Here is a 12862-nt window from a genome sequence, read left to right on the forward strand (position 1 = left end):
AGGTAATTATACTTTACCTAACACCAAGCTGGCATTGGTTCCACCGAATCCAAACGAATTCGATAAAGCATAATCGACCTTGGCATCGCGCGCCTCATTGGCTACGTAATCCAGGTCACACCCTTCTTCCGGGTTTTCCAAGTTGATCGTCGGAGGCAGTTTCTGCTCCTTGATCGCCAAAGCGGTGAACACAGCTTCCATTGCTCCGGCCGCACCCAATGCGTGACCGGTCATCGACTTAGTGGAACTCATCGCCAAGTTATAAGCGTGATCGCCAAACGTCGTCTTAACCGCCATGGTTTCGCAAACATCACCCGCAGGCGTCGAAGTACCGTGGGCATTGATGTAATTGATTTTGGAAGCATCAACGCCAGAGTTCTGCAAGGCCGTCGCCATACAGCGCGCCGCACCTTCTCCACCTTTAGCAGGAAGTGTCATGTGATAGGCGTCACCACTCATACCAAAACCAAGTACTTCGGCATAAATTTTCGCGCCACGGGCTTTGGCGTGTTCGTATTCTTCCAACACTACGGCACCGGCGCCGTCACTTAAAACAAAACCGTCACGGTCTTTATCCCAAGGACGGCTTGCCGCCTGAGGATTGTCATTGCGTGTCGATAAAGCGCGCGCAGCAGCAAACCCACCCAAACCAAGTTCCGTGGTAGCGTATTCCGCCCCACCGGCTACCATCACATCGGCATCGCCGTACTGAATCATACGAGCGGCATCACCGATACTATGGGTTCCGGTTGCACAGGCCGTTCCAATTGCCATGTTCGGACCTTTCAAGCCGTACATGATCGACAGGTTACCCGAAATCATATTAATGATCGCACTAGGAACGAAAAACGGCGAAATACGACGAGGTCCGGATTTCTCGGCAATCGAATGCTGGGTTTCAATAGAACCGATTCCACCGATACCTGAACCGATAGACACACCAATACGAGGTGCATTCTCTTCCGTCACTTCCAAACCGGAATCCTGAATGGCCTGAACGCCAGCAGCAATTCCGTAATGAATAAACGGATCCATTTTCTTGGCTTCTTTGGCAGTGATGTAATCGGTTACTTCAAACCCTTTAACAACTCCGCCGAACTTCACCGCATAGGCTTCAGTATCGAACTTGGTCAAATAATCAATACCGCTTTTACCCGCCAACAAATTGTTCCAAGTTTCAGAAACTGTCAACCCAACTGGCGTTAACACACCCAAACCGGTAATCACAACACGACGCTTAGACAAGATGCACCCTCACACTTTTTAAATTTCACATATAAAAAAAGCCGTAAAAAATTACGGCTTTTCATCAAGATATACGCTTTGCGAACCTTGGATTAGTCCAAGTTAGCTTCGATGTAAGCTTTAGCTTGAGCCAAAGTAGCGATTTTCTCTGCTTCTTCATCAGGGATTTCGCAATCAAATTCTTCTTCTAGAGCCATTACTAGCTCAACAGTGTCAAGAGAATCCGCACCTAAGTCATCTACAAAAGATGCATCAGGAGTAACCTGATCTTCTTCTACACCTAATTGCTCAACAACAATCTTCTTTACGCGTTCTTCAATACTGCTCATGGAATTCTCCAGTCTTCTTATAGTGTTTAATTAAAAATATGGGTTAAATAAATTTTTGGTATTTTCGCTTTATCTGCCTAGATTATCAAGTTTTTAATTGCGCTTTTCTTGATTAAGGTCATAAATCAATCACTTATCCGCGCAATAAGAAACTTAAATCATATACATTCCGCCGTTTACATTCAGGGTCTGTCCCGTAATATAAGAACCGCCATCACCTGCCAAGAAAGTCACTGTTTTAGCGATATCTTCCGGCTCACCCAGTCGACTTAGAGGAATCTGCCCGGTTAAAGCAGCGCGTTGTTCTTCCGGCAAGGCGCGAGTCATATCGGTATCGATGAAACCTGGTGCAACCGTGTTAACAGTGATGTTTCGAGCACCGACTTCACGTGCCAGAGATTTGCTGAATCCAATAATACCCGCTTTGGCTGCTGCGTAGTTGGTCTGACCGGCATTCCCCATCACGCCTACCACAGAAGCGATATTAATGATTCGTCCGCCTTTAGCCTTCATCATTCCACGCAAACAAGCTTTGCTCATGCGGTAAACCGAGTTCAAATTGGTTTGAATGATATCATCCCACTCTTCGTCTTTCATGCGCATCAACAGGTTGTCACGAGTGATTCCGGCATTGTTAACAAGAATGGTCGGAACACCGAATTCAGAAGTGATTTCAGCCAATACATCGGCAATCATATCCGCGTTCGTTACATTAAGGCATTTACCTGCGCCTTTTGCTCCAGATTCCGATAGATAGGCACTGATACTTTCCGCACCTGCTTCAGAAGTCGCTGTACCGATTACGGTTGCACCCTGTGCCGCCAAATCCAAAGCGATTGCTTTTCCAATTCCACGACTGGCACCTGTAACCAATGCAACTTTACCTGTTAACATAATTCGTTCCTTACTATAGATAATTTGAATAGCACTTATTCTATAAACTTGAAATGGCTTTTTCTAGTGTCGCATTATCATAAACCGCGACCATGCCCATTTTACGGTCGATACGACGGTTCAAGCCCATCAATACCTTACCAGGACCCAATTCGAATAGCTGCTCGACGCCGTTTTCTTTCATCGCCTGAACTGTTTTCACCCACTGCACCGGTTGATACAGCTGCTGAACCAACGCCTGCTTGATCTCTTCTTCTGTACTGGAAACCGCAACGTTAACGTTGTGCAGAACCGGAGTCTGCGCTGCTGAGAAAGACATACCCGCCAATTTTTCAGCCAAAGCATCCGCCGCAGGCTTCATCAAAGAACAGTGAGAAGGCACGCTGACCGGTAACGGCACCACTCGACTCGCACCGGCTTCTGTCGCCGCTTCCATTGCCGCATCAACCGCGGCCTTTTCACCAGCGATAACAACCTGGCCCGGAGAGTTGAAGTTAACCGCTTCAACCACACCTTCAATCTGACTACAAACCGCTACTACTTGATCGTCTTCCAAACCAAGTACCGCTGCCATCGCACCCGCACCTTCCGGTACCGCTGACTGCATCAAACGGCCACGTTCAGCAACCAACTCGATACCCTGTGCCAGTGTCATAACACCACTGGCAACCAATGCCGTATACTCACCCAAAGAGTGGCCGGCCATGTAGGTCGGAGCCAAATCCGACTGAGCAGCCAATGTACGGTATACAGCGATACCGGAAGCCAACATCGCAGGCTGGGTTACATCCGTCTGATTCAATTTGCCCGACGCATCATTCTGAACCAAGTCCCAAAGATCGTACCCCAACACATCCGAAGCCTCGGAAAACACCTCTTGAACTTCTTTGTGGGAATCGGCCAACTCTGAAAGCATCCCAACCGACTGAGAACCCTGACCAGGGAATACAAATGCGTATGACATAAAATAATACCTAAATACGTTATGATTTACTTAAGATGAAACTTCATCAAAAATTTAGAATTTAATTAATGCAGAACCCCACGTGAAACCACCTCCAAACGCTTCCATCAGAATCGTCTGACCACGCTGGATACGACCGTCGCGTACGGCTTCGTCCAAAGCCAACGGAACCGAGGCACTGGAGGTATTAGCGTGCTTGTTGACCGTCACGACCGTTTGATCGTCTCTCAACTTTAACTTTTTCGCCGTCGCCTTAATGATTCTCAAGTTCGCCTGATGCGGAACCAGCCAATCCAGGTCCTCTTTCTGCATGTTATTCTCTTCAAGGGTTTCAGTAGCGATACGACTCAACGTATTAACCGCCACCTTAAATACTTCGTTCCCTTTCATAGACATAGTTTTTTCAGCGATATCATCGGTACGAGGTAGCTTGGAAGGCCCGGATGGAACGTGCAACAAGTCTTCATATCGGCCGTCGGCATGAATATGGGTAGATAGGATTCCCGGCTTGTCGGAAGCTTCAAGAACCACCGCACCTGCACCGTCACCGAATAGAACGCAAGTATTGCGATCGCCCCAGTTAGTGATACGAGACAAGGTTTCAGCCCCAACCACCAGTGCACGCTTGGACATGCCTGTCTTGATGAATTGATCAGCCACACTCAAGGCATAGACAAAACCAGAACAAACTGCCTGAACGTCAAACGCAGGCGCGCCACGTACATCAAGACGCTGCTGCAACAAACAGGCCGTACTCGGAAAGATCTTGTCAGGAGTCGTTGTCGCGACGATGATTAGATCGATGGTATCCTTGTCGATTCCGGCCATTTCAATTGCTTTCAGGGAAGCTTTTTCAGCCAAATCACAGGTAGTTTCATTATCCGCTGCGATATGGCGCTGCTGAATACCGGTACGCTCCTGAATCCACTCATCGCTGGTATCAACCATCTTCTCAAGATCTAAATTGGTTAAGATCTTTTCAGGCAGGTACCCGCCCGTTCCAGCAATGCGACTATAGATTTTTTGACTCATGAGAATTTATTTCTTTTATCTAAACTGTTTTTCAACAAGCTTGTATTGATTAAACAACAGGTTAAAGATCTTGTGCGGTAGTTTGATGCTTGATTAGCTTGGACACTTCCGAGGAGATTCTTTCCGGAACGTTCTTACTCACTTCCAGACGAGCTTCCGCAATGGCATGTAAAAACGAAAATTCATCTGCACCGCCGTGACTCTTGATCACGATCTTTTTCAAACCTAACAAAGAGGCACCATTATACCGTCTTGGATCGACTTTATCCTTAAACGATTTCAAAACCGGATAAGCAAGCAGAGCCACGAACTTGGTCAATAGATTTCTGCTGAAGGCCTCTTTAAGATAGAAAGAGATCATCTTGGCAACCCCTTCACTGGATTTCAAAGCGACGTTACCGTCAAATCCATCACAGGTCACGATGTCGACATTCCCTTTATAGATGTCGTCACCTTCAACATAGCCGATGTAATTGATCTTGGAGTTCTGCAGAATCTGATGCGCATCCTTGATGCGCTGGTGACCTTTGATCTCTTCCTCACCGATATTCAATAGCCCGACACTCGGATTCGGATTATCGTCCACAGCTTGTGCAAGCACCGATCCCATGACTGCAAACTGTGCCAGGGTATCACCGTCTACACCGACGTTCGCACCCAAATCCAACACATGGACATGACCTTTCATGGTTGGCATAGAGGTACAGATGGCAGGGCGATCGATATCCGGCAACGTCTTCAACACAAACTTGGCTACCGCCATCAGAGCGCCAGTATTACCGGCACTAACACAGGCGTGCGCTTGATCATCCTTAACGAGATTAAGGGCGATTCGCATGGACGATTGGCGTTTGTTTCTTAAAGCTTTGGAAGGCAAGTCATCCATTTCAACCACCTGCTCGGCATGCTGAACGGTAACTCTGGAAGCATCGTATTGATACTTGGACAATTCCGCATTAATCAGGTCTTCTTTACCGACCAGAATAATGTGAATATCTGAAAATTTGGACAGTGCATCTAGTGAAGCAGGAACGGTGACCGTGATGCCGTGGTCACCGCCCATCGCATCGATGGCAATATTAATACTCAAGACAACTTAGCCTTTATCTTGAACGACTTTCTTGCCTTTGTAATAACCATCAGCTGTAACGTGGTGACGACGGTGAACTTCACCAGTAGTTTCGTCAACAGTCAAAGAAGGTGCAGTTAAAGCATCGTGAGAACGACGCATACCACGTCTTGATGGGGTTTTACGACTCTTTTGAACAGCCATGTCAATCTCCTAATTAATCAATCTATTTCTTCAACCCTTGCAATACTGCAAACGGGTTAGGCTTTTGAGAGCTTCCTTCAGTAGAGCCCTCCAATTCATTTTCTTCATCCGTTGTAGATTCGGAAGCATTCTCATACTCCATCGAACTACCTTCCTTAACGGGCGCTAGCGGCACACATAACAGTAGCTCATCCTCAACCCATTCCGGCAAAGAGACTTTCTCTTCAACAAGCTCAAAAATCTCTACATCATCTGGAACATCTTCTGCCAGCACCGTCGATTCGACAATCACGCCTTTGATTTCAGATTTGACCGGATAATCAAATGCCTCTAAAGAGCGTTGGCACTGCAAATTCAAACTGGTTTCCAACTTCATATTAAACGCCGGCATTTTCAGCGTCTTGTCATAAAAGAAATCCAGTTCAACATCCACTTCTCGATCATGGTCTACCACAAGTTCCGAGAGACGTTTGAAACGCCCCTGATTGACTCGTGCCACAATATGTTTATTATGGTTTACCAAGTTTAAAGGATCGATCAGTTCGGGTAGCTTATCAAACATAGCGGCGAATCATACCTGTAACAGTTAATTAAGTCAAAAAAAAGACACGCTTTTTATTAATTTTATTTGTCTGCCCATTTTCCGGTAAACATTCTTTAAAACAAAGACATACTTTCAAATAACGCAGCAAAGAAACCCTCTGTTTGCATGAAAACGATTCGTTTACGAGCAACAGCGCATATTTTAACTCAGATATAAAAACTTTTAAGCAAATGATTACACACAAAAATCAACTACCAGCCATTATCTTAGGGTCTTCTTCTCCCTTTAGAAAACAACTGCTTGAAAAACTGCAACTTACGTTCAGCCAATTCTCTCCGGAAATCGACGAAACGCCACTTGACGACGAGACACCTGAGCAGATGGTTGAACGTCTCTCGTTACTGAAGGCACAGACTATTGCCGAACAACACCCCAACAAAATCATCATTGCTTCCGACCAGTGTGCGACTTTTGACAACAAACCGATCGGCAAACCTCACACCCACGAAAACGCAGTAAAACAACTGAAGAACTTCAGCGGTCGATCCATCAAATTTTACACCGGCCTGGTGGTCATAGATCCAACCACGCAAACCGCACATCAGGCAATGGATGAAACCGTCGTACACTTCCGCGAGCTGGATAAGCAAACCATCGAAAACTATCTGCTGGCAGAAACACCTTATCAATGTGCCGGCAGCTTCAAATCGGAAGGATTAGGCATCACCCTATTTGAAAGCATCGAAAGCAAAGACCCAAACGCACTAATTGGCCTGCCACTTATCGAGCTAACCACTCTCTTCAGAAAAATGGGCATCATTCTCCCACTTGCGAGCTGAAAACAAACCCTAAAACAAAAACAGGCCTTCAACAGGCCTGCCCAGTTCTTTAAACATCTAACCATCCGATTAAAACCGGATACCAATGACTAGATTCGCGTCATCAACCAACCGTGTAACGCCTGCAAGTCATCAAAATGCGCCAATGGTTCGTGCACATCCAGCTCGTGTGAGTCATGCACTCCATGACTCAAAGCAACGCGATCCATATTAATATTGCGTGCCATTTCCAAATCGAACGTCGTATCTCCCACCATCAATGCGTGTTCAACCGACACATCCAATGCCTCCAAAATCTGCTCCAGCATCAACGGATCCGGTTTTGAGGCCGACTCAACAGGTGTACGTGTAATATCAAAATACACACCTAAACCGCATTCAGCCAACACCTGATCCAGGCCTTTACGACTCTTACCAGTGGCAATCGCCAGTTTCACACCCTGATTCCTCAGGTTATAAAGCATGGCTTCGGCTCCGTCGAATGCCTCCATCTCCACTTCACACTCTTCTAAAAAACACTGTGTATAGGCTTGCGCCATCGCCTCCACTTGCGACTGTTCCGCATCGGGATACAATCCCAAAATCGCTTTTTCCAGACTCAAACCAATGATCTGTTTCGATTCTTCATCCGACAGCACCGGCAATCCGCAGCGTTCCGCAGCCGCCTGAATCGAGGCGACAATACGCCCCTCTGAATTCATCAAAGTGCCATCCCAATCAAAAATCACCAACTGATACTTCTTCACCAAAAACTCCGTTCTTTTTCCAGCCTTACGCTCTATGGCAAAGCCAAGGTTTCAATAATCTTTTCAAAGTCAGGCCACAAAGGCGCTTCCATTTGCATCCACTCTTTCGTAACCGGATGAGTAAATCCTAAAAACTGTGCGTGCAACGCCAGACGCTTCATGCCCATCGGACGGAACCGTTTATTCAACTCACGGTCACCATATTTGTCGTCGCCGACCAAAGGACACCCTTGAGCAAGGGCATGCACACGAATCTGATGAGTTCGCCCCGTCTCCAACTTAACGGATACCAAATCACAATCCTGCAAATGACGCTCGACCGTAAAGTAACTGACGGAAGGCTTTCCATCCTGAGCCACTACAACATGCCAACCACCCTCTTTAGGACGATCCTTACGCAACGGCAAATCCACTTTGGTTTTGCGCTTAGGCCAGCGACCTGTCACAATCGCCAAATAACGCTTGTCGAATTTATTCTCCCGGACCTGCTGTTGCAAATCCTTCAATACAGAAGCCTTTTTGGCAATCAACAAACAGCCCGAGGTATCGCGATCAATTCGGTGCACCAACTCCAAACGTTTCGCCAGCGGTCGTAAAATACGCACCACCTCAATCAACCCCCAATTAACACCACTACCGCCATGCACAGCCACACCCGAAGGCTTATTCACCACCATCAAGTCATTATCTTCATAAATAATATTCTCTTCGATGCGCTGCAACTGACTGTGGGGAATATCGCTTTCCACCACAACCTTCGACTCCGGCAACTCCACCGGTGGGATCCGAACCACATCACCGGCCACCAACCGAGTCTGAGCCTTGACGCGCCCTTTATTGACCCGAACCTCACCCTTACGAATAATTCGATAAACCAACGTCTTGGGCGCTTTTCTTAAAAAACGCATTAGAAAATTATCGACCCGCTGCCCCTCGTCCTCGGTTGTGACATTTACAAATTGTACTTTTGACGATTTCGAAGAACCGGACGACTTTGATGACATAACAGTTGTTTTTTCCCTTAAATATATGGTCTTGAGCGGCTTCTAGAGGAAAGCCTTAGACCTTGATTGCAATATATTATTTTAAAATTGGCATAAGTTTACCTGTACTTACACAATATGTCATTGCATAGCAAGAAAATGAGTGATATATTTGCGAGGCTTAATTTGTAAGCAGAAGTTAGAGATGGCACAACTCAAAACTGTGCAGGAATTTTAAAACGCGAGTTTAATGCGCTTTGTTCGCACTAAACAATTTTACAAACCACATCGAAGACACGACTTACAGACGATATAGCGCTTGCCCGGTTTGAATCGATAGCCAATTGCTCAAATTCAAATCCGGCAAACCCTTAAATTAACGGACGCGACTTATTTTAAAAACAGTCATAAGACGTCCGATTAATGATACGGGACAAAGACTTATCGTAAGGATTACAGAAAGACCGGTGCTTAACCTATCCGGACTGGCTAGAGCTTAGTGAAAATTCAAATAAAAACACGACTAAGCTCGATAACAATGTTGTATACACGGGACGTGCCGGTAAATCCGGCCGATAATCGAACAGAGAAAAGTGAAAAGGCACCATACGGGTTGCCAAGGTTACAAAACCAAACTGTTAGGTTTTAGAACAAACGACAAAATCGTATTCACTAACAAATGATTTCACAGCAACAAATAACTGTTTACCCACAGAAACCAGACAACAATTCGCCAGAATTGAACCTTACACTCCTTGGTAGGCTACCAACGCTACCAAAACCACACCGAGAAATCGGCTTTGTTCCCGTGCAGTTCCCTATATCGCTGTATCTAGTGTTTTCGAGACAACTAAAGAGAACAGCATGAAAAGAATGCTCATTAATGCGACCCAGCCGGAGGAGCTGCGCATTGCCCTTGTCGATGGACAAACCTTATATGATTTAGATGTAGAAACCCCACACCACCAAAAGAAAAAAGCCAATATCTATAAAGGCCGTATCACCCGAATCGAACCAAGCTTGGAAGCTGCATTTGTCGATTACGGTTCTGAACGTCACGGTTTCTTGCCTTTCAAAGAAATTGCCGAAGAATACTTCCCTGACACCAAGCCGGAAAGCGGTCGCTTCAACATCAAAGACGTCTTGACCGAAGGCCAGGAAGTCATCGTACAGGTCCAAAAAGAAGAACGCGGTAACAAAGGTGCAGCTCTGACCACTCAGATCACCCTGGCCGGCCCATACATCGTCATGATGCCTAACAACCCTAAGGCAGGTGGAATTTCGCGCCGCATCGAAGGAGATGACCGCTCTGAGATCCGTGATTCATTGCGCGACCTAGACATTCCTGAAGGAATGGGGCTTATCATCCGTACTGCAGGCGTTGGAAAAAACACCGACGAACTACAATGGGGTGTGAACTATCTAGTACAACTTTGGGAAGCAATCCAGAAGGCTGCGGATTCAAAACCTGCACCTTTCCTGATTCACCAAGAATCCGATATGGTGATCCTGGCGATTCGCGACTACCTACGTCAAGATATCGGTGAGATCATCATCGATGACATGCCGACCTTCCACAAGGCGCGTGATTTCATCCAACACGTTATGCCTCAGCAGGTCTACAAGGTTAAGCCTTATCAAGACACCATTCCGCTGTTCACCCGCTTCCAGATTGAATCACAGATCGAATCGGCCTATCAGCGTGAAGTGACTCTGCCGTCAGGCGGTGCCATCGTGATCGATATCACCGAAGCCTTGACCGCAATCGATATCAACTCAAGCCGCTCGACCAAAGGTGGCGATATCGAAGAGACCGCCTTCCACACCAACATGGAAGCGGCCTGCGAGATCGCACGTCAGCTACGTTTGCGTGATATCGGCGGATTAGTCGTCATCGACTTTATCGACATGCACTCGAACCGCCATCAACGCGAAGTGGAAAACAAGATCAAGGAAGCGGTTAAATCCGACCGTGCCCGCGTACAGATCGGCAAGATCTCACGCTTCGGTTTGTTGGAAATGTCGCGTCAGCGCTTACGCCCTTCCATCGATGAATCAACCCAGATTGTCTGCCCTCGCTGTAAAGGCGTCGGCGTGATCCGCGGGGTTGAATCATTGGCTCTATCGATCCTTCGTCTATTGGAAGAAGAATCGATGAAAGAAAACACCCGTCGTGTGACAGTGCAGATTCCGGTCGACGTTGCAACGTTCCTATTGAACGAAAAGCGTAACCAGATCACCAAGATCGAAGACCGCCATAACCTGCATATCCTGATCGTTCCGAACGAACATCTGGAAACGCCACAATACATCATGGAACGTACGCGTAACGGTGACGACTCAACCACAAGCGCCAGTTATGAAATCAAGGAAGCCATCCTTCCGGAAGATCATCTGGTAACGGAACCGGCTAAAGCGGTTGTAACGGAAGAACCGGCTGTCAAAAACATCCAGCCAAGTGCTCCTCCGGCCCCAACAACCACAACTTCACCAGAGGTTAAAAAACCAGGTCTTCTTTCTCGCGTATTGAAAGCCTTGTTCAGCCCATCTGAAGAAGAACCTAAAAAGGAAGAGACAAAATCTCGCCGCGACAACCAACCTAAGCGTCAGCGTCAGGATGGTCGTGGTGGTAACCGTCGCCGTAACAACAACCGTCGCCGTAACGCAGACGATCAGGATAAGACTGCTCAAAACAAGCGTCGAACTGATAATCGCGACAAACGTGAAGAGAAGCACGAAGAAACTGAAGCAACCGGCGAACAAACCAAACCTCGCCGTCAACGCAAACCGCGTAGAGAACGTGAACCTAAAGCCGTAGAACAGCTTGAAAATCAAAACGTTCTACAGGAGCAGGAAGCGGAAGATACAACCGATAAAAAGCCGGCCAAACCAGCTAAATCGGAAGCCGTTGAAAAGCCACAAGAAGGCGATACTTCCAAACCGACACAAGAAGGTGAAGAAGACAAAGGTGGACGTCGTTCCGGTCAGCGTCGTCGCAGTCGCTACAACAGTCGCTCCTACAACCGTCGCCGTCGTGCACCTGCCGGAGCCGAGACCATGTCGATCGATTCCCCGGCTCCAGGTAGTGAACAGGCGAATAAAGAGACTGAAAAGCCGAGTTCGGAAACCAATCCTACGGAAGCAACTTCCCCAAAGCCTGCGGATAAGCCGGTAAAAGAAAAAGCGCCTGCAGCCAAGGAAGAGACCAACTCGGTAGAAAAAGCAGCGGACAAACCTCAGGAAAAGCCTGCTGAGAAGCCGGTAGAAAAATCCGAAGGCAAAGAACCTGCTGAACAAACGGCCGAAAAACCGGTTCAGGAAGAAGTAAAGTTGGAAAAAGCTGAATAACAACTCGCTTCATCACTTTATACAAAGTACAAAAAAGGCACATCACGTGCCTTTTTTTATACCTGAAATTTTGTTCTGAGCAACAGTAATAGACTTCAAACCTGTACCGTTTTATCCACCCCGACAGGCCTGCTCACTTTCAAACAGCAATTAACTATCCTGAAGATGTTCTTCCCTGATATGTCTCAACAATCCCTCTGAAGCATCCGTAACCATATCAAACACCAGATCAAAACCTTGTGGCCCGCCGTAATACGGATCAGGCACTTCCACTTCCGAAAAGTTCTCTGCAAAATCCAGAAACATGGAAATTTTGTCGAAATGTTCAGGCAAAGCCAAATCCTTAAGATTGCCATAATTAGCGTGATCCATCGCCAAGACATAGTCATACTGGATAAAATCGCCAAAATCGACTTGTCTGGCCCGCAAATCCTTCATCTCGATCCCTCTGCCACGTGCAACCTGCATGGAACGAGAATCCGGCGGATTGCCAACGTGATATGCGTGCGTACCAGCCGAATCGATCTCGATCATTTTCTCAAGACCATTATCCCTGACCAACTTACGAAACACAGCATGCGCCGTCGGAGAACGGCAAATGTTGCCCATACAGACAAACAGCACTTTTATTTTTTTAGACATAATTCGGAGAACCTTAGTTAAAA

The 12862-nt window shown here is 46.8% G+C and carries 13 protein-coding genes; 2 read left to right on the plus strand and 11 right to left on the minus strand.

What is annotated here, in order from left to right; all coding sequences use genetic code 11:
• Nucleotides 1-6 precede the first annotated feature (6 nt).
• The 8 genes from fabF to QCB45_RS09860 all read right to left on the minus strand — a co-directional run bounded on the left by fabF (nt 7) and on the right by QCB45_RS09860 (nt 6299).
• On the minus strand, nt 7-1245 hold the full coding sequence (gene fabF, locus QCB45_RS09825; protein WP_279420798.1) for a beta-ketoacyl-ACP synthase II: 1239 nt from the start codon (nt 1243-1245) through the stop codon (nt 7-9).
• Nucleotides 1246-1337: 92 nt separating this feature from the next.
• Complete coding sequence (acpP, locus tag QCB45_RS09830) at nt 1338-1574, minus strand: acyl carrier protein (protein WP_279408657.1); 237 nt, start codon at nt 1572-1574, stop codon at nt 1338-1340.
• A gap of 153 nt (nt 1575-1727) precedes the next feature.
• A complete protein-coding gene (fabG, locus tag QCB45_RS09835; RefSeq protein ID WP_279420799.1) occupies nt 1728-2468 on the minus strand; it encodes a 3-oxoacyl-ACP reductase FabG in 741 nt (246 codons plus the stop codon).
• 40 nt (nt 2469-2508) lie between these two features.
• Nucleotides 2509-3432, minus strand: coding sequence for an ACP S-malonyltransferase (fabD, locus tag QCB45_RS09840; protein WP_279420800.1), 924 nt, complete (start codon nt 3430-3432; stop codon nt 2509-2511).
• Between the two features lie 54 nt (nt 3433-3486).
• On the minus strand, nt 3487-4464 hold the full coding sequence (locus QCB45_RS09845; protein ID WP_279420801.1) for a ketoacyl-ACP synthase III: 978 nt from the start codon (nt 4462-4464) through the stop codon (nt 3487-3489).
• 61 nt (nt 4465-4525) lie between these two features.
• Nucleotides 4526-5554, minus strand: coding sequence for a phosphate acyltransferase PlsX (gene plsX, locus QCB45_RS09850; RefSeq protein WP_279420803.1), 1029 nt, complete (start codon nt 5552-5554; stop codon nt 4526-4528).
• 6 nt (nt 5555-5560) lie between these two features.
• The gene (rpmF, locus tag QCB45_RS09855; RefSeq protein ID WP_279420804.1) at nt 5561-5737 is read right to left on the minus strand and encodes a 50S ribosomal protein L32; all 177 of its coding nucleotides are present in this window, start codon (nt 5735-5737) and stop codon (nt 5561-5563) included.
• 22 nt (nt 5738-5759) lie between these two features.
• A complete protein-coding gene (locus QCB45_RS09860; RefSeq protein ID WP_279420805.1) occupies nt 5760-6299 on the minus strand; it encodes a YceD family protein in 540 nt (179 codons plus the stop codon).
• A 212-nt stretch (nt 6300-6511) separates the two neighbouring features.
• Between QCB45_RS09860 and QCB45_RS09865 the strand changes: the two genes are divergently transcribed.
• Complete coding sequence (locus QCB45_RS09865) at nt 6512-7120, plus strand: Maf family nucleotide pyrophosphatase (RefSeq protein WP_279420806.1); 609 nt, start codon at nt 6512-6514, stop codon at nt 7118-7120.
• Nucleotides 7121-7209: 89 nt separating this feature from the next.
• Here QCB45_RS09865 and QCB45_RS09870 read toward each other — a convergent pair whose 3' ends face one another.
• Both QCB45_RS09870 and QCB45_RS09875 read right to left on the minus strand, forming a co-directional pair.
• A complete protein-coding gene (locus tag QCB45_RS09870) occupies nt 7210-7866 on the minus strand; it encodes an HAD-IA family hydrolase (protein ID WP_279420807.1) in 657 nt (218 codons plus the stop codon).
• Between the two features lie 32 nt (nt 7867-7898).
• A complete protein-coding gene (locus tag QCB45_RS09875) occupies nt 7899-8870 on the minus strand; it encodes an RluA family pseudouridine synthase (RefSeq protein ID WP_279420808.1) in 972 nt (323 codons plus the stop codon).
• 843 nt (nt 8871-9713) lie between these two features.
• On the opposite strand from QCB45_RS09875, the gene rne reads away from it, so the two are divergent.
• Nucleotides 9714-12197: a ribonuclease E gene (gene rne / locus QCB45_RS09880; protein WP_279420809.1), complete on the plus strand. Its 2484-nt coding sequence runs from the start codon at nt 9714-9716 to the stop codon at nt 12195-12197.
• Between the two features lie 150 nt (nt 12198-12347).
• On the opposite strand, the gene QCB45_RS09885 is transcribed toward rne, so the two are convergent.
• On the minus strand, nt 12348-12839 hold the full coding sequence (locus QCB45_RS09885; protein ID WP_279420811.1) for a low molecular weight phosphotyrosine protein phosphatase: 492 nt from the start codon (nt 12837-12839) through the stop codon (nt 12348-12350).
• Between the last annotated feature and the right edge of the window lie 23 nt (nt 12840-12862).

It is taken from the genome of Thiomicrorhabdus sp. ZW0627, from assembly GCF_029767005.1.
Taxonomy (GTDB): Bacteria; Pseudomonadota; Gammaproteobacteria; order Thiomicrospirales; family Thiomicrospiraceae; genus Thiomicrorhabdus.

Excerpts from the sequence above, each read along its gene's own strand:
- acpP (WP_279408657.1), bottom strand. The coding sequence starts at position 1,574 with ATGAGCAGTATTGAAGAACGCGTAAAGAAGATTGTTGTTGAGCAATTA.
- fabG (WP_279420799.1), bottom strand. The coding sequence starts at position 2,468 with ATGTTAACAGGTAAAGTTGCATTGGTTACAGGTGCCAGTCGTGGAATT.
- fabD (WP_279420800.1), bottom strand. The coding sequence starts at position 3,432 with ATGTCATACGCATTTGTATTCCCTGGTCAGGGTTCTCAGTCGGTTGGG.
- QCB45_RS09845 (WP_279420801.1), bottom strand. The coding sequence starts at position 4,464 with ATGAGTCAAAAAATCTATAGTCGCATTGCTGGAACGGGCGGGTACCTG.
- rpmF (WP_279420804.1), bottom strand. The coding sequence starts at position 5,737 with ATGGCTGTTCAAAAGAGTCGTAAAACCCCATCAAGACGTGGTATGCGT.
- QCB45_RS09860 (WP_279420805.1), bottom strand. The coding sequence starts at position 6,299 with ATGTTTGATAAGCTACCCGAACTGATCGATCCTTTAAACTTGGTAAAC.
- QCB45_RS09865 (WP_279420806.1), top strand. The coding sequence starts at position 6,512 with ATGATTACACACAAAAATCAACTACCAGCCATTATCTTAGGGTCTTCT.
- QCB45_RS09875 (WP_279420808.1), bottom strand. The coding sequence starts at position 8,870 with ATGTCATCAAAGTCGTCCGGTTCTTCGAAATCGTCAAAAGTACAATTT.
- rne (WP_279420809.1), top strand. The coding sequence starts at position 9,714 with ATGAAAAGAATGCTCATTAATGCGACCCAGCCGGAGGAGCTGCGCATT.
- QCB45_RS09885 (WP_279420811.1), bottom strand. The coding sequence starts at position 12,839 with ATGTCTAAAAAAATAAAAGTGCTGTTTGTCTGTATGGGCAACATTTGC.